Consider the following 23,123-nt stretch of genomic DNA (forward strand, 5'->3'; position numbering starts at 1 on the left):
GCCCACTGTGCCCCCGGCCTCCAAGGCCGCTCGAGAGACCGCGGTGGACGTGACCGCGCTCCTGGAGCGCGGCCGGACCCTGGCCACTCCGGTACTGCGGGCGGTCATCGACCGCCTGGCACCTCCCATGGACACTGTTGCCGCCTACCACTTCGGATGGATCGACGCCCAGGGCCGGCCCGCGGCGGGGGACGGCGGCAAGGCCGTGCGCCCCGCCCTCGCGGTGCTGTCCGCCGAGGTCATGTCGGCCGCCCCCGAGACCGGCATCCCCGGCGCCGTCGCCGTGGAACTCGTCCACAACTTCTCCCTCCTCCACGACGACCTGATGGACGGCGACGAACAGCGCCGCCACCGCGACACGGTCTGGAAGGTGCACGGCCCCGCCCAGGCCATCCTGGTCGGTGACGCGCTGTTCGCCCTCGCCAACGAGGTGCTCCTCGAACTCGGCACCGTCGAGGCCGGTCGCGCCACCCGCCGTCTGACCACCGCCACCCGTGCCCTGATCGACGGTCAGGCCCAGGACATCTCCTACGAGCACCGCGACCGCGTCACCGTCGAGGAGTGCCTGGACATGGAGGGCAACAAGACTGGCGCCCTGCTCGCCTGCGCCAGCTCCATCGGTGCCGTCCTCGGCGGCGCCGACGACCGCACCGCCGACACGCTGGAGAAGTACGGCTACCACCTGGGCCTCGCCTTCCAGGCCGTCGACGACCTCCTCGGTATCTGGGGCGACCCGGTCTCCACCGGCAAGCAGACCTGGAGCGACCTGCGCCAGCGCAAGAAGTCGCTGCCGGTCGTGGCCGCGCTCGCGGCGGGCGGTTCCGCCTCCGAGCGGCTCGGCGAGATCCTCGCCGCCGACGCCAAGAGCAGCGACTTCGAGAACTTCTCCGAGGAGGAGTTCGCGGCCCGCGCCGCCCTCATCGAGGAGGCGGGCGGCCGCGAGTGGACCGCCGACGAGGCACGCCGTCAGCACACCATCGCCATCGAAGCCCTCGACGCCGTCGACATGCCCGACCGGGTGCGGGAGCAGTTCACGGCGCTCGCGGACTTCGTCGTCGTACGAAAGAGATGATCATTATCGGTCGAATAGCCCTCGCGTAGTCGCCGGCCGGTGCCGCGAGACACCACGGAGCACCGGCCGACGGCGGACCCACAGCAGCTGCACACCTTGCACCACTGCACGAAGGGGAAGCCATGACAGCGACGACCGACGGAAGCACCGGGGCCCTGCCACCCCGCGCCGCCGCGGCCAGCGAAACCGACACCGACACCCCCGCGGCGGCCGGGGTACCAGAAGCCGCCGCCCGCGCCGTACAGCGCGCCACGGACTTCCTGCTCTCGCGCCAGGACGCCCAGGGCTGGTGGAAGGGCGACCTCGAGACCAACGTCACGATGGACGCCGAGGACCTGCTGCTCCGTCAGTTCCTGGGCATCCGCGACGAGAAGACCACCCAGGCCGCCGCGCTCTTCATCCGCGGCGAGCAGCGCGAGGACGGCACGTGGGGCACCTTCTACGGCGGCCCCGGCGAACTCTCCGCCACCATCGAGGCCTATGTCGCGCTCCGACTGGCCGGCGACGAGCCCGGCGCACCGCACATGGCCAAGGCCTCCGCCTGGATCCGCGAGCAGGGCGGCATCGCCGCCGCCCGGGTCTTCACCCGCATCTGGCTGGCCCTGTTCGGCTGGTGGAAGTGGGAGGACCTGCCCGAACTGCCCCCGGAGCTCATCTACTTCCCGAAGTGGATGCCGCTCAACATCTACGACTTCGGCTGCTGGGCCCGGCAGACCATCGTCCCGCTGACGATCGTCTCCGCGAAGCGGCCGGTACGCCCCGCGCCCTTCCCGCTGGACGAGCTGCACACCGACCCGGCCCACCCGAACCCCGCCAAGCCCCTTGCCCCGGCGTTCAGTTGGGACGGCGCCTTCCAGCGGATGGACAAGGGCCTGCACGCCCTGCGGAAGGTCGCGCCGCGCCGGCTGCGCAGAGCCGCGATGAACAGCGCCGCCCGCTGGATCATCGAGCGGCAGGAGAACGACGGCTGCTGGGGCGGCATCCAGCCCCCGGCCGTGTACTCGATCATCGCCCTGCACCTGCTCGGCTACGACCTCCAGCACCCCGTGATGCGCGAGGGACTCGCGTCGCTGGACCGGTTCGCCGTGTGGCGCCAGGACGGGGCCCGGATGATCGAGGCCTGCCAGTCGCCGGTGTGGGACACCTGCCTGGCCGCGATCGCGCTCGTCGACGCCGGACTGCCCGCCGACCACCCGCAGTTGGTGAAGGCCGCGGACTGGATGCTGGGCGAGGAGATCGTCCGGCCCGGTGACTGGTCGGTGCAGCGGCCCGGACTGCCGCCCGGGGGCTGGGCGTTCGAGTTCCACAACGACAACTACCCCGACATCGACGACACCGCCGAGGTGATCCTCGCGCTGCGCCGGATCACCCACCACGCCCCGGAGCGGGTGGACAAGGCCGTCGGGCGCGGCGTGCGCTGGACCCTCGGCATGCAGTCGAGGAACGGCGCGTGGGCCGCCTTCGACGTCGACAACACCAGCCCGTTCCCGAACCGGCTGCCGTTCTGCGACTTCGGCGAGGTCATCGACCCGCCCTCCGCCGACGTCACCGCCCACGTCGTCGAGATGCTCGCGGTGGAGGGCCTCGCCCACGACCCGCGCACCCGGCGCGGCATCGAGTGGCTGCTGGCCGAACAGGAGCCCGACGGCTCGTGGTTCGGGCGCTGGGGCGTCAACTACGTCTACGGCACAGGGTCGGTCGTACCCGCCCTGGTGGCCGCAGGCATCCCCGCCGCGCACCCGGCGATCCGCCGGGCCGTGACCTGGCTGGAGTCGGTCCAGAACGACGACGGCGGCTGGGGCGAGGACCTGCGCTCCTACAAGTACGTCAGGGAGTGGAGCGGCAGGGGCGCCTCGACCGCCTCCCAGACGGCGTGGGCCCTGATGGCCCTGCTCGCGGCGGGGGAGCGGGACTCCAAGGCCGTCGAACGCGGCATCGAGTGGCTCGCCGCCACCCAGCGGGAGGACGGTTCCTGGGACGAGCCGTACTTCACGGGGACGGGCTTCCCGTGGGACTTCTCGATCAACTACCACCTCTACCGGCAGGTGTTCCCGCTCACCGCGCTCGGCCGGTACCTGCACGGGGAGCCCTTCGCCGACCGGCACAAGGGGAGTGGGGCGGCCGGGAAGCCGCTAGCCGAGGCCAAGGGGAGTTGATGAGCACCCAGCCCGCCCCGGCCCCGCTGCTGATCGCCTGCGCGCTCGGCATCGAGCAGCTCGCCCTGCGCGCGGGGGACCGTGGCGGCGCCGGCGGGCCGGTCACCGTGCTGCGCACCGGCATGGGACCGTCGGCGGCCGAGCGGTCCGTCACCCGGATGCTCGCCGACCCGGCCCTGCGCGATGCCGCCGTCCTGGCCACCGGCTTCTGCGCGGGGCTCGCGCCGGGCATGCACCCAGGTGACCTGGTCGTCGCCGAGGAGACCCGCGACCCGCGCGGTACGACCGCCTGCGTCGGGACGGACCTGCTGGTCAAGGAGCTGGGCCGCGCGGTGCCCGGGCGGACGGTGCACACCGGGCCGCTCACCGGCTCAGACCACGTCGTGCGCGGTCATGAACGGTCCGATCTGCGCGCGACCGGCGCGATCGCGGTCGACATGGAGTCGGCTGCCACGCTCCTGAGTGCCGTGCGCGCGGGCGTGCGCCCGGTTGCGGCCGTCCGGGTGGTCGTGGACGCTCCAGAACATGAACTCGTCCGGATCGGCACGGTGCGCGGTGGAATATCGGCTTTCCGTGTCCTTCGTTCCGTTCTTCCCGCTTTCTTCGAATGGCACCGTTCCTTGCTGCTCCCCAGGAGGTGAGCCAGATGGCCATGCCGCTCCGACAGTCCATCAAGGTCGCTACGTACTTGGCTGAACAGAAGCTCCGCCGGCGGGACAAGTTCCCGCTCATCGTCGAGCTGGAGCCGCTGTACGCCTGCAACCTCAAGTGCGAGGGGTGCGGCAAGATCCAGCACCCGGCCGGGGTGCTCAAGCAGCGGATGCCGGTCGCCCAGGCCGTGGGGGCAGTGCTGGAGTCCGGCGCCCCCATGGTGTCCATCGCCGGTGGCGAGCCGCTGATGCACCCGCAGATCGACGAGATCGTGCGTCAGCTGGTGGCCAAGCGGAAGTACGTTTTCCTGTGCACCAACGCCCTGCTCCTGCGTAAGAAGATGGACAAGTTCAAGCCCTCCCCGTACTTCGCCTTCGCGGTGCACATCGACGGGCTGCGCGAGCGGCACGACGAGTCGGTGGCGAAGGAGGGCGTGTTCGACGAGGCCGTGGAGGCGATCAAGGAGGCCAAGCGGCGCGGCTTCCGGGTGACCACCAACTCGACCTTCTTCAACACCGACACCCCGCAGACCATCATCGAGGTGCTGAACTTCCTCAACGACGACCTCAAGGTCGACGAGATGATGATCTCGCCCGCCTACGCCTACGAGAAGGCTCCCGACCAGGAGCACTTCCTCGGCGTGGAGCAGACCCGCGAGCTGTTCAAGAAGGCCTTCGCGGGCGGCAACCGGCGCCGCTGGCGGCTCAACCACTCCCCGCTCTTCCTGGACTTCCTGGAGGGCAAGGTCGACTTCCCGTGCACCGCCTGGGCGATCCCGAACTACTCGCTGTTCGGCTGGCAGCGCCCCTGCTACCTGATGAGCGACGGCTATGTGCCGACGTACCGGGAACTGGTCGAGGACACCGACTGGGACAAGTACGGCCGCGGCAAGGACCCGCGCTGCGCCAACTGCATGGCGCACTGCGGCTACGAGCCCACCGCCGTCCTCGCCACCATGGGATCGCTGAAGGAGTCCCTGCGCGCCATGCGCGAGACGGTCTCCGGAAACCGGGAGTGACGCCATGACCGCCATCCCGCTGGGCGTTCCCGAGGTACCGGTCCGGCCGATCGCGCAGCGGCGCGCCTCGCGCCGGATCCAGGTCGGTCCGGTGGCGGTCGGGGGCGGGGCCCCGGTGTCGGTGCAGTCGATGACGACGACGCGTACGTCGGACATCGGCGCCACCTTGCAGCAGATCGCCGAACTCACCGCGTCCGGCTGCCAGATCGTCCGGGTCGCCTGCCCCACGCAGGACGACGCGGACGCGCTCGCGACCATCGCGCGCAAGTCGCAGATCCCGGTGATCGCGGACATCCACTTCCAGCCGAAGTACGTGTTCGCGGCCATCGAGGCGGGCTGTGCCGCCGTACGCGTCAACCCCGGCAACATCAAGCAGTTCGACGACCGGGTCAAGGAGATCGCGCAGGCCGCCGATGGCCACGGCACCCCGATCCGGATCGGGGTCAACGCCGGGTCGCTGGACCGGCGGCTGCTGCAGAAGTACGGCAAGGCGACCCCCGAGGCGCTCGTGGAGAGCGCGCTGTGGGAGGCGTCCCTGTTCGAGGAGCACGACTTCCGGGACATCAAGATCTCCGTCAAGCACAACGACCCGGTCGTGATGATCGAGGCGTACCGGCAGCTCGCCGAGCAGTGCGACTACCCGCTGCACCTGGGGGTGACGGAGGCGGGTCCGGCGTTCCAGGGCACGATCAAGTCGGCGGTGGCCTTCGGCGCGCTGCTCTCGCAGGGCATCGGCGACACCATCCGGGTGTCGCTGAGCGCGCCCCCGGCCGAGGAGGTCAAGGTCGGCATCCAGATCCTTCAGTCGCTGGGGCTGCGGCAGCGCCAGCTGGAGATCGTCTCCTGCCCCTCCTGCGGCCGAGCCCAGGTCGATGTCTACAAGCTCGCCGACGAAGTCACTGCCGGCCTCGAGGGCATGGAAGTGCCGTTGCGGGTCGCCGTCATGGGATGTGTGGTCAACGGACCCGGCGAGGCAAGGGAGGCCGATCTGGGGGTGGCCTCCGGCAACGGCAAGGGGCAGATCTTCGTCAAGGGCGAGGTCATCAAGACCGTCCCCGAGTCGAAGATCGTCGAGACGCTGATCGAAGAGGCGATGAAGCTCGCCGAGCAGATGGAGCAGGACGGCGTGGGGTCGGGGGAGCCGGCCGTCACCGTGAGCTGAAGAGCACGGAACCGAAGGGGGCCCGAGCGTGACGATTCTGGAGACCATCCGGGGACCACGTGACCTGAAGGCGCTGTCCGAGGCGGAACTCGGCGAACTGTCCGACGAGATCAGGGAGTTCCTGGTGCACGCGGTCGCCAGGACCGGAGGTCATCTGGGGCCCAACCTGGGGGTGGTGGAGCTCACCGTCGCCCTGCACCGGGTCTTCGAGTCGCCGGTCGACCGCATCCTGTGGGACACCGGCCACCAGAGCTACGTCCACAAACTGCTGACCGGGCGCCAGGACTTCTCCAAGCTGCGCGGCAAGGGCGGCCTGTCCGGCTACCCCTCGCGCGAGGAGTCCGAGCACGACGTCATCGAGAACAGCCACGCCTCCACGGCGCTCGGCTGGGCCGACGGGCTGGCCAAAGCCCGCCAGGTGCAGGGGGAGAAGGGCCATGTCGTCGCGGTGATCGGCGACGGCGCCCTGACCGGCGGCATGGCCTGGGAGGCGCTGAACAACATCGCGGCCGCCAAGAACCGGCCGCTGATCATCGTCGTCAACGACAACGAACGCTCCTACGCCCCGACCATCGGCGGCCTCGCGGGCCACCTCGCGACCCTGCGCACGACCGACGGCTACGAGCGGGTCCTGGCCTGGGGCAAGGACGTGCTCCAGGCCACGCCCCTGGTCGGCAACACCCTCTACGAGGCCCTGCACGGCGCGAAGAAGGGTTTCAAGGACGCGTTCGCCCCGCAGGGCCTGTTCGAGGACCTGGGCCTGAAGTACGTGGGCCCGATCGACGGGCATGACATCGGGGCCGTGGATTCCGCGCTGCGGCGCGCGAAACGCTTCCACGGTCCGGTCCTCGTCCACTGCCTCACGGAGAAGGGCCGCGGCTACGAACCCGCCCTCGCCCACGAGGAGGACCACTTCCACACCGTCGGCGTCATGGACCCGCTGACCTGCGCGCCGCTCTCGCCGGCGGGGGGCCCGTCCTGGACCTCCGTGTTCGGCGACGAGATCGTACGGATCGGGGAGGAGCGGGAGGACGTGGTCGCGATAACCGCGGCCATGCTCCATCCGGTCGGCCTGGGCAGGTTCGCCGAACGCTTCCCGGACCGGGTGTGGGACGTCGGCATCGCCGAGCAGCACGCGGCCGTGTCCGCGGCGGGCCTGGCGACGGGTGGCCTGCACCCGGTCGTCGCCGTTTACGCCACCTTCCTCAACCGTGCCTTCGACCAGCTTCTGATGGACGTGGCCCTGCACCGCTGCGGGGTGACCTTCGTGCTGGACCGGGCCGGTGTCACCGGCGTCGACGGGCCCTCCCACAACGGCATGTGGGACATGTCCGTCCTCCAAGTCGTCCCCGGCCTCAGGATCGCGGCGCCGCGCGACGCCGACCAGTTGCGCGCCCAGTTGCGGGAGGCGGTCGCCGTCGACGACGCGCCGACGCTGCTGCGTTTCCCGAAGGAGTCCGTCGGCCCGTCGATCCCGGCGGTGGACCGGGTGGGCGGACTGGACGTGTTGCACCGCGCCGACCGAGCGGAGGTGCTTCTGGTCGCCGTCGGCGTCATGGCGCCGGTGTGCCTCCAGGCCGCCGAGCTGCTCGAAGCCCGAGGCATCGGATGCACCGTCGTCGACCCCCGCTGGGTCAAACCGGTCGACCCGGCGCTCCCGGGCCTCGCCTGCGAACACCGCCTGGTCGCCGTCGTCGAGGACAACAGCCGGGCGGCCGGGGTCGGCTCGGCCGTGGCGCTGGCCCTGGGCGACGCCGAAGTCGACGTCCCGGTACGGCGCTTCGGGATCCCGGAGCAGTTCCTCGCGCACGCCAAGCGCGGCGAGGTGCTCGCCGACATCGGCCTGACACCCGTCGAGGTCGCCGGACGGATCAGCGCGAGCCTGACCGTGAAGGAAGAGCTGTCCAAGGAGCCACAGGAATGACAACCGCCGAGTCCGCGTCGGAGTCGTCGCAGGCCGGGGCGTTCGACCTCGGCGCGCTGCTGGCCGAACGCGGAGCCGAGCGCTACGAGCTGCACACCCGGTACCTCAACCACCAGCTCCCGCGCATGCTGCACACCATCGGCTTCGACAAGGTCTACGAGCGCGCCGAGGGCGCCTACTTCTACGACGCGGACGGCAACGACTACCTGGACATGCTCGCCGGGTTCGGGGTGATGGGGCTCGGCCGCCACCACCCCGTGGTGCGCAAGGCGCTGCACGACGTCCTGGACGCCGGCCTCGCCGACCTCACGCGCTTCGACTGCCAGCCGCTCCCGGGCCTGCTTGCGGAGAAGCTGCTCGCGCACAGCCCGCACCTGGACCGGGTGTTCTTCGGCAACAGCGGCACGGAAGCCGTCGAGGGCGCGCTGAAGTTCGCCCGGTTCGTCACCGGCAGGCCCAGGATCCTGTACTGCGCGCATGCCTTCCACGGCCTGACCACCGGCGCCCTCTCGGTGAACGGCGAGTCCGGTTTCCGCGACGGCTTCGCCCCGCTGCTGCCCGACACGGCCGTACCGCTCGGCGACCTCGACGCGCTGGAAAGGGAGTTGAGGAAGGGCGACGTCGCCGCCCTGATCGTCGAGCCGATCCAGGGCAAGGGCGTGCTGGAGGCCCCGCCCGGCTATCTGCGGGCCGCCCAGGAACTGCTGCGCGGGCACAAGGCGCTGCTCATCGCCGACGAGGTGCAGACGGGCCTCGGCCGCACCGGCGACTTCTACGGCTACCAGCACGAGGACGGCGTGGAGCCCGACCTGGTGTGCGTGGCCAAGGCGCTCTCCGGTGGCTATGTGCCGGTGGGTGCCACGCTCGGCAAGGACTGGATCTTCAAGAAGGTCTACTCGTCGATGGACCGGGTGCTGGTCCACTCGGCGAGCTTCGGGTCCAACGCGCAGGCCATGGCGGCGGGCCTGGCGGTGCTGTCGGTGATGGAGAACGAGCAGATCATCGCCGGCGTCCGCGCCACCGGGGAACGGCTCAGATCCCGGCTCGCGGCGCTGACGGACAAGTACGAGATGCTCGCCGACGTCCGCGGCCGGGGCCTGATGATCGGCATCGAGTTCGGCCGGCCGAAGTCGCTGAAGCTGCGCAGCCGCTGGGCCATGCTCCAGGCAGCGCGCAAGGGACTGTTCGCGCAGATGGTCGTCGTACCGCTGCTCCAGAAGCACCGGATCCTCACCCAGGTCTCCGGCGACCACATGGAGGTGATCAAGCTGATCCCGCCGCTGATCATCGGCGAGCGGGAGGTGGACCGGTTCGTCGACGCCTTCGCGGCCGTGATGGACGACGCGCACGACGGCGGGCTGGTCTGGGACTTCGGGAAGACGCTGGTCAAGCAGGCGGTGGCCAACCGGTAGGGCTTTCGCCGAGGGTTTTTGCCTGAGAGGCAAGAAATTTGCCGCTGGGGCAAGGCTCCGGCTGAATGGAGGCATGAGCTCCTCCGAGACCGAGCGGTCCTCCGGGGCCGCCCCGTCGGCTGACCAGGCGGCCGCTGCGCTGCCCGCCGTCGCGCCGCAGCTGCGTGCACTGCGGCGCCGGACCTCCCTGACCCTGGAGGCCGCGGCCCGTGCCGCCGGGCTGTCGCCCGCCCACCTCTCCCGCCTGGAGACCGGGCAGCGCCAGCCCTCCCTGCCGATGCTCCTCGCGCTGGCCCGCATCTACGGTACGACGGTCTCCGAGCTGCTCGGCGAGACGGTCGCCGGCCGGGACGCCGTCGTCCGCGCCGCCGACATGGAACCGACCGCCGCGGGCGGCTGGACGTACTGGCAGGCCGGCGCTCCCGGGCGCGGGATGCAAGCCCTGCGGGTCCATGTGCCGTACGGATCCCAGGGCGACATCGTGCGCGTCCACCCCGGCGAGGAGTGGCTCCACGTGCTCCGGGGGCGGCTGCGGCTGAGCCTCGGCGACACCACGCACCAGCTCGCGCCCGGCGACAGCGCCCACTTCGACTCGCTCACCCCGCACCGCATCGCCGCCCAGGACCCGGACGGCGTCGAACTGCTCTTCGTGCACACCCTCTTGCAGAGTCCCACGGCCGCCCTGTGCCTGGGCCCCACCCCTGGAGACGTGTCATGAAGGACATGGAGGAGAAGTTCCCCCGAGCCCTGTGGGTGCGGCTGTTCATCTACCTCGTGGTGGGGCACATCTTCGCGGCTTTCGTGTACTTCCTGTTCGAGGCAGGGGCTCGCTAGCCGCGTTCCTCAGTCGAGCAGTCGCTCGCGCAGCCGCTCCCGGATCTCCGGAGTGAGCCCGATGCCCTTCTCCAGATAGGCGTCGACGCCGCCCCAGGTCTCCTCGATGGTGTCGAAGGCCGCCGCCAGGTACTCGGCGCGCGCGTCGAACAGGGGGCTGAGCAGCTCCATGACCTCGGGGGAGTAGGCCGAGGCGGCGGAGCTGCTGCGGTGCACCTTGTAGCGGCGGTGCTTGGCGTTGGACTTCAGGTAGTCGTCGACGATCGCCTCGCGCTCGACGCCCAGGGCGAGCAGCGTCACCGCGATGGACAGACCCGCGCGGTCCTTGCCCGCCGCGCAGTGCATCAGGGCGGGGACGCTGTCCTCGGCGAGTGCGTGCAGTACCCGGGAGTGCTCGGCCGTGCGGCTCCGGATGATCGTGCGGTACGAGGCGATCATCCGGTCCGCGCCCTTGCCGTCCGAGAGGATCGCGCGCAGCTGGTCCAGGTCGCCGTCGCGGACCATCCGCCAGAACTCGGCGCCGTCGGCCGGGTCGCTCAGCGGCAGGTTCACATTGCGCACGCCCGGCAGCTCGACGTCCGGCCCTTCGAGCTTCTGGTCCGCCGCGTTGCGGAAGTCGAAGATCGTGTGCAGGCCCAGGGTGGCCAGGAAGGCGGCGTCCTCCCCGGTCGCATGCGCGAGGTGGCCGCTGCGGAACAGCACTCCCTGCCGCACCCGCCGTCCGTCCACGGTCGGCAGTCCGCCCACATCACGGAAGTTGCGCACTCCGGCCAGCTCCGGTTCGGTCGACGGGACCTGCTGCGTCACGGGGGCTCCTCCCAGTCGGCGCCGCCGACGCGGCTCGTCGACGGGCACCACCCGACGATACGACATGCCTGCCTGGGGCAATGAGTTGTCCACAGGCGTTGCAGGGAGACCCCGAAGCCCTTGATGATGTTGCGGCCTGGTCGCACCTGGTCGGGCTTGTTCGAATCTGTGAGGGCCTGATGCTGGAGATCTCCGAAGACGGTCGTACGTGGGTGCTGTCGGGACCGGCCAGCAGCTACGCCGTCCATGTCACCGACCGGGACGAGCTGCTGCACCTGCACTGGGGTCCCCGGATCGGCGTCGCCGACGCCGAGGCCCTCGCCGTCCGGCCGCTGCCGGACTACTGGCCCTTCGAGTCCCCGCTCGACGGGCGCGAGGAGTATCCGGTCGAGGGCGGCCCTCGTTTCGTCCGGCCCGCCCTGTCCGTGCGCACGCCGCAGCGGCGCGGCACCGAGTGGGCCTACGAGGGGCATGACGCCGAGGACGGCGAGCTGCGGCTGCGCTTTTGCGACGGTGACCTGACCATCACGCTGCACTACCGGATGCGCTCCTCGACGGACGTCGTCGAGCGCTGGGTGACCCTCGACAACCACGGACCCGCCGTCGAGGTGCTGCGCGCCGACTCCGCCACCTGGACCCTGCCCGACCGCGACACCTGGCGGCTGTCCCAGCTGCACGGCCGCTGGGGCGCCGAGTCCCGGCTGGAGCGCTCCGTCCTCACCCACGGCGAGAAGGTCATCGGCAGCCGTCGTGGCCACACCGGTCACCAGCACCTGCCGTGGGTCGCGCTCGACACCGACGCGACCGAGGAGCGCGGCGAGGTCTACGGATGCGCCCTGGGCTGGTCCGGCTCCTGGCGGATCGCCGTGGCCCAACTCCCGGACGCGCGCGTGCAGATCACCGGCGGGGCCGGGTACGACGAATCGGGGCTGCTGATGCTGGGCACGGGGGAGTCGTACATCACCCCCGTCTTCGCCGGGCTCTGGAGCGACGGCGGCTTCGGCGGGGCGAGCCGCGCCTGGCACGCCTACCAGCGGGCGTACGTGATCCCGGACGCTGGCCGGGACCGGCCGGTGCTGTTCAACTCCTGGGAGGCCACCGAGTTCGACATCTCCGAGGAGCAGCAGCGGGCGCTCGCCGAGCGGGCCGCCGCCATGGGGGTCGAGCTGTTCGTGGTCGACGACGGCTGGTTCGGGGCGCGTACGAGTGACCGGGCCGGGCTCGGCGACTGGACTCCCAACCCGGACCGTTTCCCGGGCGGCCTGAAGCCGCTCGCCGAGCACGTGCACGGCCTCGGTATGCAGTTCGGGATCTGGGTCGAGCCGGAGATGGTGAACCCGGACAGCGACCTGTACCGCGCGCACCCGGACTGGGTGCAGTACCAACCGGAACGAAAGCGGACGGAGTTCCGCAATCAGCTCGTACTGAACCTCGCCCGCGAGGACGTCCAGGAGTACCTCTGGCAGCAGCTCGACGGACTCCTCTCCAGCGCCCCGATCGACTACGTCAAGTGGGACTTCAACCGCTGCTTCACCGACGCCGGCTGGCCGGACGACCCCTACCCGCAGCGACTGTGGGTCGACCACGTCCATGCCCTGTACGCCCTGCTGGACCGGCTGCGGGCCGCCCATCCCCAGGTGGCCTTCGAGTCCTGCTCGGGCGGCGGCGGCCGGATCGACCTCGGCGTGCTCGGCCGCACGGACCAGGTGTGGACCTCGGACAACACCGACCCGCTCGACCGGCTCGCCATCCAGCACGGCTTCAGCCAGATCCATCCGGCCCGGGTCATGGCCGCCTGGGTCACCGACAGCCCGAACGCCATGCTCAACCAGCGGGCCAGTTCCCTGCGGTTCCGGTTCGTCAGCGCCATGGCCGGTGTGCTCGGGGTCGGCGGCGACCTCACCAAGTGGACGGAGGAGGAGCTCGCCGAGGCGCGGGACTGGGTGGGGCTCTACAAGGAGATCCGGCCCGTGGTGCAGCGCGGCGACCTCTACCGGCTGCGCCCGCCGGAGGGCGGCCCGAGCGCCGTGCAGTACGTCCTCGGCGACGAGACCGTCGTCCTCGCCTGGCTCCAGGCGCAGCGTTACGGCGAGCCCGTTCCGGCGCTCCGGCTGCGGGGTCTCGACCCCGCAGAATCGTACGAATGCCTCGAAACGGGCGAAGTTCACCGGGGTGCCGTGCTGCTCCATCACGGGCTGCGGGTCGGTCTGCGCGGGGACCTGGACGCCACCGTCGTCCGGCTTAAGCGTAAGTAGCCGTTCTGTCCGAATAGGGAGTTCTTCGGTTATTCGGTTGTTTCGGCATAACGTGCCCCGATTGTAAAGGAGATGAGGTCGGGGCGCGTGAGCATCGTCATATTCGTGACGATGTGTTGTTGCCATGTGCACGTAATTCTGGCGTTATTCAGGGCCATTGAGGAAAGCGGGAGATCCGTAATCCACGCTCCGTGACGGAAAATGTGCCGATGCGTCAAGAAAAACGCCGTCACAAGCAACCGCAAGCTTGTCCCTGTGCGTCTTGGTCGCTTACGTTCCACACCAATCCGGACGGACGCCTAATCCTGCCGCCGCCCGGAGCCCGCACACACTGACCCGACGTACGGCAGGAGCGGGGGACCCACAGGTAAGACGCCTGTTCCGGTTCCCGGAACGGCTTGGGGTTAAGTCGCGCCTCGGCGCGGCCGGGCATCTCCAGCCCGAACCCGACAGCTCACCTCGTAGGCGCCGGAGAGGAATTCGCCATGCCCGCGAAGGGTAAGCACCGCCGCCCGAAGACTCAGCGTTTCACCCGTTCCATCGCCGTCGCCGGAACCGGCGGGGCCGCTCTCGCCCTTCCGCTCATGGGGGCCGTCGGCGCCCACGCCGCCACCCCGCAGTCGGCTCCGGAAAAGACCGTCCAGTCCGCTCCGGCCGCCGAGAAGAAGGCCGCCGAAAAGGCCACGGGTGCCCGCACGTACACCGTGCGGCCCGGTGACTATCTCGCGAAGATCGCCGATGAGCAGAACGTCGACGGGGGCTGGAAGAAGCTCTACACGGACAACCGTGACGCCGTCGGCGACGACCCGTCGCTGATCCACCCGGGCCTGAAGCTGTCGATCGGCAAGAAGGCGGCGGCGAGCGAGTCCAAGTCCTCGTCCCCGTCCTCGTCGAAGTCCTCGGCCTCCAAGTCCACGAAGCCCTCGAAGTCCTCGGCTTCGGAGGCTTCGAAGGCTTCGAAGTCCTCGGCTTCCAAGTCGTCCGCCTCCGAGTCGTCCTCGAAGCCGGCTGCCGCCAAGCCGGCCGCCGCTGCCTCCAGCGGCTACAGTGCCCCGGTGGACGGTGCCACCGTCGGCACGCCGTACCGGATGTCCGGCAGCATGTGGTCCAGCGGCTACCACACCGGTGTCGACTTCGTCGTCCCGACGGGCACCTCGCTCAAGGCCGTCGGCGCGGGCACGGTCGTCTCCGCCGGCTGGGGCGGCGCGTACGGCAACCAGGTCGTCATCAAGCTGAACGACGGCAACTACGCGCAGTACGCCCACCTGTCCTCGCTCTCCGTCTCGGCCGGCCAGACCGTGAGCGGCGGACAGCAGATCGGCCTGTCCGGTGCCACCGGCAACGTGACCGGACCGCACCTGCACTTCGAGATCCGCACCACGCCGGACTACGGCTCGGACGTGGACCCGGTCGCCTACCTGCGCTCGCACGGCGTCTCCGTCGGCTGACCGACCGCACGACCACCTGCCTGACACGCAACCGAAGGCCGGACCCCGATCCCCGGGTCCGGCCTTCGGTGTGTGTGGGGGGGCTTGTGGCGATCGGCCGGCCCAAGGGATCGACAGCGGGCGGCAGTTGGGACACAGTGATCCCGTCCGGAGCGCAAGCGCTTTCTAGAGCCGTCCAGGCGGATCCACCGAGGAGATGTGTCCCGTGCCCACCACTCGTAGAGCGTTCGCAGCCCTGGCCGCCGGAGCCGCGGCGGCGGTCCTCGTCCCGACGGGCGCCGCGCACGCCGCGCCCCGGCACCGTCGCCTCATCGCCCACGACGACTTCCGCCACGGCCTCGCCCAGTGGGCGACCGAACTCCAGGACGGCGGGACCGTCACCGCCTCTCGCGGTGTTCTGGAGATCGACGTGCCGAGCGGGGCGACCGTGTGGTTCAGGCGGCGGCTCGAAGGCCCGTACGTCCTGGAGTACACCGCCACGCCGGTCTCCGAGGGCGGGGTCAACGACCGCGTCTCGGACCTCAACAACTTCTGGAACGCGACCGACGTGCGCTCCCCGGGCGATCTCTTCGCCGTGCCGCGTGGTGGGGCGCTGGAGGAGTACGACCACCTGACGACGTACTACGCCGGTTACGGCGCCAACTACAACACCACGACCCGGCTGCGGCGGTATGTCGGGGAGCCCGGTGTCCGGCCCTTGATCTACGACTACACCGAGCCGCTGCTGGTGCCGGGTGAGCCCAACCGGGTCCGGATCGTCTCCGACGGTTCGACGGTCAGGTGGTGGAACAACGGGCGCCTCGTCTTCGACTACCCGGACCCGCAGCCGTACACCGGCGGGCACTTCGCCTTCCGGACCGTGTGGAGTCACTTCCGGATCACGGGCTTCCGGGTGTGGCGACTGCCCGCCCAACACCGCTGACGGGTGACCTATTCCGGAGTTGGCGAACACTTTGAGAGTGGCCTATCTCACCGTCCGTCAACCCTTGCCTACGGTCGCGTAGGTCACATTAGAGGGTGAATCATGAGCGGCTGTGGCAGACGATTCGAAGAGTGACAGCAGAGCAGTGATCGGGTCGTACGTTGCGGTGGGGGACAGCTTCACCGAGGGCGTCGGTGATCCCGGCCCCGACGGGGCGTTCGTCGGCTGGGCCGACCGGTTCGCCGTCCTGCTCGCCGACCGCCGGCCCGAAGGCGACTTCCAGTACACCAACCTCGCCGTGCGCGGGAAACTCCTCGACCAGATCGTGGCGGACCAGGTTCCGCGGGCCGTCGAAATGGCCCCGGACCTCGTCTCGTTCTGCGCCGGGGGCAACGACATCCTCCGGCCCGGTACCGACCCGGACGAGGTGGCCGAGCGCTTCGAGTGCGCCCTCGTGCGGCTCACCGCCGTGGCCGGCACGGTGATGGTGACGACCGGGTTCGACACCCGTGGGATGCCCGTGCTCAAGCACCTGCGCGGCAAGATCGCGACGTACAACGGGCATGTCCGGGCCATCGCCGACCGGTACGGCTGCCCGGTGCTCGACCTGTGGTCCCTGCGCAGTGTCCAGGACCGCAGGGCCTGGGACGCCGACCGGCTGCACCTGTCGCCCGAGGGGCACACGCGGGTGGCGCTCCGCGCGGGGCAGGTGCTCGGGCTGGAGGTTCCGGCCGACCCGGAGCAGCCGTGGCCGCCGCTGCCGGCGCGGGGGCCGCTCGAGGTGCGGCGGGACGATGTGCACTGGGCGCGGGAGTTTCTGGTGCCGTGGATCGGGCGGCGGCTGCGTGGGGAGTCGTCGGGGGACCATGTGACGGCGAAGGGGGCTCTGTCGCCGGAGGACATCAGGATGCGGATCGCTGCGGTGGCGTGATGGCCGGGTGCCTGCGGCGGCCTGTGCGGGTTCGGGGTGCGCGTAGCGCCTTCTCGCCGGTGGTGGGTCGGGGCCGCGCCGGGAGGTGTCCGTCCTCGGAACGGCGCGATGGGCTCGGACACCGACCGCTGTGGGCGGTCTCCGAGGAGGCGGTGGCGTTGCCCACCCGGCTGTCAAAGAGCCCACCGTCTACTGGTGACGCGCCGCAGCCTCTTCGCCCGGAGCTGCACAGCTCGTCCCTCGCCCGACTGGAAGTACCCCAGGCCATCGCTGACGCGCTCACGCCGAGCTCTCCGAGCTCGGCGTGAGCGCGTTCGTTCCCTACCGGTCCGTGGTGCTCGGCACCGTTTACTGAGCTGGCTCGGCCTTGTCGGCCACCTTGGCCTGCCCGCCGCAGAACACTTCCTTGACGAGCCTTTGCTGCGCCTTGTGGAACGCCTCGGCCGTGGCGGCGAAGTCGAGCTCGGCGTCGCCGGTGGTCAGGGAGGCGGTCAGGGTCTTACTGCCGTCGGGCGTGCTGTACATCAGCGCCCCCCAGCCAAAAAAGCCGCCGTTGTGGTTGAAGACGGTGCCGCCGCCGTCCGTCTCCTCCACGAACAACCCCAGGCCGTAGCCGGCCTTGGGATGCGGCGTGCGCATCTCGGCGAGCAGCGAGTCCGGCAGGAGCTTGCCGCTCATCAACGCGGAGAAGAACGTGTGGAGATCTTCGGTGGTCGAGATCATGTCACCGGCGGCGGAGATCCAGGAGACGTTGAAACGGGTGACATCGACCACCTTCCACTGGCCGGCGTGCTCGTATCGGTAGTAGCCGTGAGCGTGCGGCTCGGGGATCTCCGGCGAGGCGCCCGGCACCACGGTGCCCGACATTCCCAGCGGCTGCAGGATCAGCCGCTGCAGCTCCTCGGCCAACGAGCGGTCGGTGACCTCCTCGATCAGCAACTTGGCCAGCACGTAGTTGGTGTTGGAGTAGCTCCAGTCCGTCCCCGGCTCGAACCGCGTCGGCTTGGACAACGCCAGCCGTACCAGCTCCTCAGGCTGATAGGTGTGGAACTGGTTGTCCACGTACTCCTGGCCCTGCCAGGGGATCCCCGGCGCGACCGTCCCGTCGTCGTAGTACTCGCCGGTGTAGTTGAACAGCCCGCTGGTGTGCTGTAGCAGCATCCGCACCGTGATCCGCCGGTCCAGCCCGAACCGGGGCAGGTAGTCATCCGCCGGGCTGTCCAGCCCGATCTTGCCCTCGGCCACCAGCTGGAGCACCACGGTCGCGGTGAAGGTCTTGGTGGTGCTGCCGATCCGGAACCGCCCGTTGGTCGGCGGCTTGGCGCTCTCGCCCAGCTTGCGCACCCCGGCGCTGCCGACCCACTCGCCCAGCTCGTCGTGCACGCGCAGCTGCACACCGCTGAAACCGGAATCCACGATCTCCTGAATGGCCTTCTGCAACTCCGGGCGGTCCTGCCGGGCAATGGTGAGGGACATGACTGTGTGCTCCTTATGGGTTGGGTGGTTGCTGCGGTGACGGGGCTGCCCGGGGCAGCGACGAGGTTGTGCCGGCCACCAAGGGCCGTGCTGCTCAGAGGTTGCGGGCGGTGATGTCGCCGTAGGCAGTGGTCGCGTGGGGGTTCAGGCCGGCGGCGCCGTCGGTGTTCCGAAGCGTGTTGTGGATCCGGCCGTACGTGGTGCCGGCGTCCAGAGAGAGGCGGAGACCCCGCGGGCCACGGCGACCGAGATCTCGCCAGGGGTGTGGAACTTCTGCATCGTGCTCTCCTCCGCCGTGTTGTTTCTAACTATGGAAAAGCTACGTTGCGTTTGTCAGTTAGGCAATGCAAGAGTTGCGTGTAATTGATATAGCTGCAGGTGAAGGGTGAATAATCGTTGCAATGGGGTTGAAGTCAATGCAACGGTCGACGCCTGGCTCGTTGCAATGGATGGCAAGTGAACGCTATGGTGCAGGCACCAAGAGCACGAAGGAGATCGCGATGCCGGGAGGCAGGCTCACCCAGCAGGAACGCCAGCAGATCGCGCAGGGGCTGGCCGACGGCCTCGCCTACGCGGAGATCGCCAGACGTCTGGATCGTCCGACCTCGACGATCACGCGTGAGGTGATGCGGAACGGCGGGCCGACCGCCTACCGCGCCGACCTGGCCCAGCGTTCCACCGAGCGCCGCACCCGTCGGCGCAGGCAGACCGCGACCCGGGGAGCGGAGGCGCCCGCGCCGGCCCACGGGCGCGATGCCGAGGCCGTGCGCGAGTACGAGGAGGCGTTCACCACCCTCCTCATGCAACAGGGCCTGCCCAAGATGATGTCCCGGGTGCTGACCTGCCTCTACACCACCGACGCGGGCAGCCTCACGGCGTCCGAACTCGTCCGGCACCTCCAGGTCAGCCCGGCGTCCGTCTCCAAAGCGGTCGCGTTCCTCGAAAGCCAGGGCCTCATCCGCCGGGAACGCGACGAAGGCCGCCGCGAGCGCTACGCCGTCGACGACGACGTCTTCTACCAGGGAATGATGGCCAGCGCCCGATCCAGTGCCCAGCTCGCCGAGACCGCACGTCAGGGCGTCGGAGTCCTCGGGCCCGACACCCCGGCCGCCACCCGCCTCGAGAACATCGCCCGCTTCGTCGACTTCGTCGCCGAGAGTCTCATTCGCGCCGCGGAGCAGGCCCGTGAGGTCCTCCACGCCAAACCCGAAACGGCCTCAGGCGGCACGGTCGATCGCGGATAGACAGCCGTCCCGGGGTGCCGGTCCGGTCAGGGCCTGGTCAACGCCGCGGGCTCCAGGCCCAGTTCGCGAGCCAGTGCCTCCTCGGCCCACTCCTGCGCCCGTGCCCGCGGCACCGCGCCCGCGTAGGACGTCAGCTGGACGGCGAGGCCGTCGAGGAGGGCGGTGAGGCGCAGAGCCGTGCCGTGCGGGTCGGGGCAGTGGAACTCGCCGGCCGCCATGCCCTCCGCGATGACCTCGGCGAGGGCCGCCTTCCACTGCCTGTCGAGGTCCTGGGTGACCTCCCGCAGCGCCGGCTCGCGCAGCGCCGCCGCCCAGCCCTCGATCCACAGCCGCCAGCCCTTGGCCTGGCCTGTCGGGGCGTACCACCGTACGGCCGACCGCAGTCGGCGCAGTGCCGGCGTACGGCGGCCGAGGAGCCTGCGCAGATGGGTCAGGTCGGCCTCGGCCGCGTGCCGGAACGCGGCGGCGACCAGCTTCTCCTTCGTCGAGAAGTGGTAGAGCACCAGGGCGTTGCTCACACCGAGCGCCGAGGCCACGTCGGCGATCCTGACCGCCACCACACCCCGGGCCTCGATCTGCTCGACGGCGGCCCGCAGCAGTTCCTCGCGCCGTTCCGCCACGCTCAACCGGACTCTCGTCACGCCGTCACCCTACACACGCGCCTGCACCCTCTTGACGTGTGTATTCGGCCCGTCCGGCAAGGGGCCCGCGGCTGCCTCGCCGTCCGTCAGCGGTACCAGCCGAACCGTTCCGCCATGACCGGCAGCCGGTCCGCCACGAGCGCGTGGGCGGCGGCCCGCGGTGTCGTGCCGTCGGCCAGTGCGCGGGCCAGCATCCGCTCGACCAGGGACCGCATCGAGCGGCGTGTGTGCGCGAACGCCTCCTCGGCGCCGGCGCCGAGGTCCCCGAACAGCGTCCACCACCACCAGGCATTCGTCCCGGAGTTGACCACGACGTCCGGCAGCACGGTCACGCCGCGCGCGGCCAGCAGCAGCTCCGCCTCCGGCCGTACGGGCATGTTGGCCGCCTCGACGACCCAGCGGGCGGTGATCCGCTCCTGGTTCCCGGCGTCGATCGCGTACGAGACGGCTGCGGGCACCAGGACGTCCGTGTCGGCCGACAGCCAGGCGTCGCCCGGCAGTTCGCGGTCGCCGGAGCGCAGCGCGGAGCGGTCCACGGTGCCGTGGGCGTCCCGCGCGGCGAGCAGCGCCTCGATGTCGAGACCCGTGGGATTGGCCATCGTGCCCTTGATGTCGGCGACGGCGACGACCGTGAGTCCCGCGCGTGTGAGGAAGCGCGCGGTGGCCCCGCCCATGGTGCCCAGCCCCTGGAGGGCGACCCTCGTCCCCGTGTGGGGTACCCCGGCACGGTCCAGCGCCGTGAGGGCCGCCTCGGCGACGCCGCAGCCGCCGACCAGCTCGTCCAGCCCGATGCCGTCCACCTCGACCGCGAACGCGTCCCCGAGCCGCCGCCGGGCCTCTGTCTCGTCGTCCAGCAGCGGGTACACGGCCTGGACGGAGGAGACCAGTCCGGCCTCGGCCGCTGCCCGGTCCACCAGGTCCTGGGTGAGCCCCAGGTCCTCGCCGGTCGTCCAGCAGCTCTCTATGTACGGCCGCATGGCGCGCAGATACCGCACCAGCAGCGGGTAGGCCTCCGGATCGCGCGGATCGCAGTCGATGCCGCCCTTGGCGCCGCCGAGTGGGACGTAGCGGCTGTCGGGGTCGTAGTGGAGTGCCTCCTTCATGGTCATGCCGCGGGCCAGGCCGGTGACTTCGTCCAGCGTGCAGCCCGGGCGCATCCGCAGACCGCCGCTGGCGACACCGCGCACCAGCCGGTCGACGACCAGGAAGCCCTGCCGGCCGGTGAGGTGGTCGGTCCAGGTGAGGGACAGCAGGGGACTGGACATACGGGCTCCTTCGCCGTGGTTACTGAATCCGCGTTCAGTATCACCGTCGTGGAGCCCCTGCGCGCCGGTGTTGTCGGAGGGGCCGACCATAATGGAAAGCCTGACCGACTCCACCTGGAGGTACCGTGGCCGGTTTCCGTTCCCTGAGCTCCGGGCTCCGCTCGCTCCAGCCCGGGGCGTTCGGCGCGGACCCGAGCGGTGAGCGCATGGCGCGCATCCGCAGATCGCCCCACTTCAAGGACGGGGTCTTCCAGAACCCCGGAGGTCCCGCGCGGACCCGGCCCTCGGGCTCCACCCTGGACTTCGCCAAGGTCTTCTTCGACAAGGAGACCCGGCCCCGCCGCGCCCCGAAGGGCACGGTGCCGGTGCACGCCACCACCCTCGCCGACATCGCCCGGCCCCCGGCCACGGGGCTGCGGCTGACCTGGATGGGGCACTCCAGCGTGCTCGCGGAGATCGACGGCCGGCGCGTGCTGTTCGACCCGGTGTGGGGCGAGCGCTGCTCCCCGTTCCCGTTCGCCGGCCCGAAGCGGCTGCACCCGGTGCCCCTGCCGCTGGCCGCGCTCGGCCCGGTCGACGTCGTGGTCATCTCGCACGACCACTACGACCACCTGGACATGCCCACGATCAAGGCCCTGGCGGGCACGGACACGCTGTTCGCCGTGCCGCTCGGTGTCGGGGCGCATCTGGAGCACTGGGGCGTGTCCGCCGGCCGGCTGCGCGAACTGGACTGGCACGAGACCACGAAGGTCGGCGGCCTCACCCTGACCGCCACTCCGGCCCGGCACTTCTGCGGCCGAGGACTGCGCAACACCCAGCACACCCTGTGGGCCTCCTGGGTTATCGCCGGCGAGGAGCACCGGATCTACCACAGCGGCGACACCGGCTACTTCGACGGTTTCAAGGAGATCGGCGCCGAGCACGGGCCGTTCGACGCCACGATGATCCAGATCGGCGCGTACTCCGACTTCTGGCCCGACATCCACATGACCCCCGACGAGGGCATGCGCGCCCACCTCGACCTCCAGGGCGGACCGGACCACGGCCCGATGCTGCCGATCCACTGGGCCACCTTCAACCTGGCGACCCATCCGTGGGCCGAGCCCGGCGAGGGCACGCTCGCGGCCGCCCGTGCCGTGGGTGCCCGTATCGCCCTGCCCCGCCCCGGTGAACCCTTCGAGCCCACGGCCGGGGCCGTCCCGTCCGAGCCGTGGTGGCGTGGGGTGGCGCTCGCCCCGACGGGTGGCTTTCCGGCCGGCGAAGCCCTCGCCGACGCCACGATCAGGACCGCGTCGAACGCGGCAGCCGTGGCCCAGGCCGATACGTTGAGTGACGACAAGGGCAAGGCGGCCAAGGGCTCGGAGGACCCCGAAACGCTTCCGGCGGGCTGAGCCGGAGTGGACGGCGGGCAGACCGCGGGCAGACGACGAGGGCCGGGGAGCGCAAGGCTCCCCGGCCCTCGCCGTGTCCGTGTGACCGCTTCTGACCAGCTCGGATCGAACTGTTTTCGTTCGCGGCCGGAAGTGTGACGGGGTTATCGGTCTGTCGTACGAGACCTCATACCAGAGCGGGACGCTCACCGTATGAGTTTGTCAACTGCCCACCGCACATGATGCGCTGACGACTACTGTCAGTGTCCGTCGGGAAACAGACGGATCAGGGAGCGGGGACCGGCACGTGCAGGCGCAAGGCGGACGAGGGAGTCGACGCGAGGGGGATCCCCGCTACCCGCGCACGACCGACGCCGGTACGGGTGCCGCCGTGGTGGCTCCCTCCGGCCCCGGGCAGCACGCAAACTCCGGACGCGGCGGTGCCGAACGGGAGCCGACCGAGGCCGGGCGGGCGGCTCGGGGCGCGCAGAAGCGGCCGCGTGAGCCCGGTCGCACCACCGCAAGCCCCCCTGGC

19 protein-coding genes and 1 riboswitch are annotated in these 23,123 nt (G+C 70.4%); of the genes, 15 read left to right on the plus strand and 4 right to left on the minus strand.

The features are described 5' to 3' along the window. Positions 1-7 precede the first annotated feature (7 nt). The 9 genes from PV963_RS38825 (at position 8) to PV963_RS38865 (ending at position 10,229) form a co-directional block, all read left to right on the plus strand. Positions 8-1,072 (plus strand): polyprenyl synthetase family protein, encoded by a 1,065-nt coding sequence (locus tag PV963_RS38825; protein WP_274822252.1) that lies wholly within the window; start codon positions 8-10, stop codon positions 1,070-1,072. A gap of 122 nt (positions 1,073-1,194) precedes the next feature. Then, entirely contained in the window at positions 1,195-3,228 is a 2,034-nt protein-coding gene (shc, locus tag PV963_RS38830; protein ID WP_274821128.1) for a squalene--hopene cyclase, read from the plus strand. Further along, a complete protein-coding gene (locus PV963_RS38835) occupies positions 3,228-3,869 on the plus strand; it encodes a 1-hydroxy-2-methyl-2-butenyl 4-diphosphate reductase (protein WP_274821129.1) in 642 nt (213 codons plus the stop codon). The genes shc and PV963_RS38835 overlap by 1 nt, the downstream gene beginning before the upstream one ends. Before the next feature lie 5 nt (positions 3,870-3,874). Beyond that, positions 3,875-4,897, plus strand: coding sequence for an adenosyl-hopene transferase HpnH (hpnH, locus tag PV963_RS38840; protein WP_059423944.1), 1,023 nt, complete (start codon positions 3,875-3,877; stop codon positions 4,895-4,897). A 4-nt stretch (positions 4,898-4,901) separates the two neighbouring features. Continuing rightward, positions 4,902-6,059 (plus strand): flavodoxin-dependent (E)-4-hydroxy-3-methylbut-2-enyl-diphosphate synthase, encoded by a 1,158-nt coding sequence (gene ispG / locus PV963_RS38845; RefSeq protein ID WP_274821130.1) that lies wholly within the window; start codon positions 4,902-4,904, stop codon positions 6,057-6,059. Positions 6,060-6,087: 28 nt separating this feature from the next. Beyond that, on the plus strand, positions 6,088-7,983 hold the full coding sequence (dxs, locus tag PV963_RS38850) for a 1-deoxy-D-xylulose-5-phosphate synthase (protein WP_274821131.1): 1,896 nt from the start codon (positions 6,088-6,090) through the stop codon (positions 7,981-7,983). Then, the gene (locus tag PV963_RS38855) at positions 7,980-9,395 is read left to right on the plus strand and encodes an aspartate aminotransferase family protein (protein ID WP_274821132.1); all 1,416 of its coding nucleotides are present in this window, start codon (positions 7,980-7,982) and stop codon (positions 9,393-9,395) included. Before dxs ends, PV963_RS38855 begins: the two co-directional genes overlap by 4 nt. 73 nt (positions 9,396-9,468) lie before the next feature. Continuing rightward, positions 9,469-10,113 carry a helix-turn-helix domain-containing protein gene (locus PV963_RS38860; RefSeq protein WP_274821133.1) on the plus strand — a complete coding sequence of 215 codons (645 nt, stop codon included), beginning with the start codon at positions 9,469-9,471 and terminating at the stop codon, positions 10,111-10,113. Further along, entirely contained in the window at positions 10,110-10,229 is a 120-nt protein-coding gene (locus PV963_RS38865; protein WP_274821134.1) for a DUF6126 family protein, read from the plus strand. Before PV963_RS38860 ends, PV963_RS38865 begins: the two co-directional genes overlap by 4 nt. 9 nt (positions 10,230-10,238) lie before the next feature. Here the strand turns inward: PV963_RS38865 and PV963_RS38870 are convergent, their stop codons facing one another. Then, entirely contained in the window at positions 10,239-11,036 is a 798-nt protein-coding gene (locus PV963_RS38870) for a tyrosine-protein phosphatase (RefSeq protein ID WP_274821135.1), read from the minus strand. 179 nt (positions 11,037-11,215) lie between these two features. Here PV963_RS38870 and PV963_RS38875 point away from each other — a divergent pair, with 179 nt between their 5' ends. The 4 genes from PV963_RS38875 (at position 11,216) to PV963_RS38890 (ending at position 16,592) form a co-directional block, all read left to right on the plus strand. Continuing rightward, positions 11,216-13,291 (plus strand): alpha-galactosidase, encoded by a 2,076-nt coding sequence (locus PV963_RS38875; RefSeq protein ID WP_274821136.1) that lies wholly within the window; start codon positions 11,216-11,218, stop codon positions 13,289-13,291. 319 nt (positions 13,292-13,610) lie between these two features. Continuing rightward, positions 13,611-13,772: riboswitch (cyclic di-AMP (ydaO/yuaA leader) on the plus strand. A 4-nt stretch (positions 13,773-13,776) separates the two neighbouring features. Beyond that, on the plus strand, positions 13,777-14,739 hold the full coding sequence (locus PV963_RS38880) for a M23 family metallopeptidase (RefSeq protein WP_274821137.1): 963 nt from the start codon (positions 13,777-13,779) through the stop codon (positions 14,737-14,739). A gap of 205 nt (positions 14,740-14,944) precedes the next feature. Beyond that, positions 14,945-15,661: a DUF6250 domain-containing protein gene (locus tag PV963_RS38885; RefSeq protein ID WP_274821138.1), complete on the plus strand. Its 717-nt coding sequence runs from the start codon at positions 14,945-14,947 to the stop codon at positions 15,659-15,661. 145 nt (positions 15,662-15,806) lie between these two features. Then, entirely contained in the window at positions 15,807-16,592 is a 786-nt protein-coding gene (locus PV963_RS38890) for an SGNH/GDSL hydrolase family protein (RefSeq protein ID WP_274822253.1), read from the plus strand. Positions 16,593-16,940: 348 nt separating this feature from the next. Here PV963_RS38890 and PV963_RS38895 read toward each other — a convergent pair whose 3' ends face one another. Then, complete coding sequence (locus PV963_RS38895; RefSeq protein ID WP_274821139.1) at positions 16,941-18,068, minus strand: serine hydrolase domain-containing protein; 1,128 nt, start codon at positions 18,066-18,068, stop codon at positions 16,941-16,943. A 500-nt stretch (positions 18,069-18,568) separates the two neighbouring features. Between PV963_RS38895 and PV963_RS38900 the strand changes: the two genes are divergently transcribed. Further along, positions 18,569-19,312: a helix-turn-helix domain-containing protein gene (locus PV963_RS38900; RefSeq protein WP_274821140.1), complete on the plus strand. Its 744-nt coding sequence runs from the start codon at positions 18,569-18,571 to the stop codon at positions 19,310-19,312. A 26-nt stretch (positions 19,313-19,338) separates the two neighbouring features. Here the strand turns inward: PV963_RS38900 and PV963_RS38905 are convergent, their stop codons facing one another. Then, on the minus strand, positions 19,339-19,953 hold the full coding sequence (locus PV963_RS38905) for a TetR/AcrR family transcriptional regulator (protein WP_274821141.1): 615 nt from the start codon (positions 19,951-19,953) through the stop codon (positions 19,339-19,341). 86 nt (positions 19,954-20,039) lie between these two features. Further along, positions 20,040-21,218 carry a glutamate dehydrogenase gene (locus tag PV963_RS38910; protein WP_274821142.1) on the minus strand — a complete coding sequence of 393 codons (1,179 nt, stop codon included), beginning with the start codon at positions 21,216-21,218 and terminating at the stop codon, positions 20,040-20,042. A gap of 125 nt (positions 21,219-21,343) precedes the next feature. Here PV963_RS38910 and PV963_RS38915 point away from each other — a divergent pair, with 125 nt between their 5' ends. Then, positions 21,344-22,609, plus strand: coding sequence for an MBL fold metallo-hydrolase (locus PV963_RS38915; protein WP_274821143.1), 1,266 nt, complete (start codon positions 21,344-21,346; stop codon positions 22,607-22,609). Positions 22,610-23,123 lie beyond the last annotated feature (514 nt).

Source organism: Streptomyces coeruleorubidus (assembly GCF_028885415.1).
GTDB classification, from domain to species: domain Bacteria; phylum Actinomycetota; class Actinomycetes; order Streptomycetales; family Streptomycetaceae; genus Streptomyces; species Streptomyces coeruleorubidus_A.

Bases quoted from the DNA above. Each gene is read 5' to 3' on its own strand.
- PV963_RS38855 (WP_274821132.1), top strand. From the start codon at position 7,980: ATGACAACCGCCGAGTCCGCGTCGGAGTCGTCGCAGGCCGGGGCGTTC.
- PV963_RS38875 (WP_274821136.1), top strand. From the start codon at position 11,216: ATGCTGGAGATCTCCGAAGACGGTCGTACGTGGGTGCTGTCGGGACCG.
- ispG (WP_274821130.1), top strand. From the start codon at position 4,902: ATGACCGCCATCCCGCTGGGCGTTCCCGAGGTACCGGTCCGGCCGATC.
- hpnH (WP_059423944.1), top strand. From the start codon at position 3,875: ATGGCCATGCCGCTCCGACAGTCCATCAAGGTCGCTACGTACTTGGCT.
- PV963_RS38900 (WP_274821140.1), top strand. From the start codon at position 18,569: ATGCCGGGAGGCAGGCTCACCCAGCAGGAACGCCAGCAGATCGCGCAG.
- PV963_RS38865 (WP_274821134.1), top strand. From the start codon at position 10,110: ATGAAGGACATGGAGGAGAAGTTCCCCCGAGCCCTGTGGGTGCGGCTG.
- PV963_RS38895 (WP_274821139.1), bottom strand. From the start codon at position 18,068: ATGTCCCTCACCATTGCCCGGCAGGACCGCCCGGAGTTGCAGAAGGCC.
- PV963_RS38880 (WP_274821137.1), top strand. From the start codon at position 13,777: ATGCCCGCGAAGGGTAAGCACCGCCGCCCGAAGACTCAGCGTTTCACC.
- shc (WP_274821128.1), top strand. From the start codon at position 1,195: ATGACAGCGACGACCGACGGAAGCACCGGGGCCCTGCCACCCCGCGCC.
- PV963_RS38910 (WP_274821142.1), bottom strand. From the start codon at position 21,218: ATGTCCAGTCCCCTGCTGTCCCTCACCTGGACCGACCACCTCACCGGC.
- PV963_RS38860 (WP_274821133.1), top strand. From the start codon at position 9,469: ATGAGCTCCTCCGAGACCGAGCGGTCCTCCGGGGCCGCCCCGTCGGCT.
- PV963_RS38835 (WP_274821129.1), top strand. From the start codon at position 3,228: ATGAGCACCCAGCCCGCCCCGGCCCCGCTGCTGATCGCCTGCGCGCTC.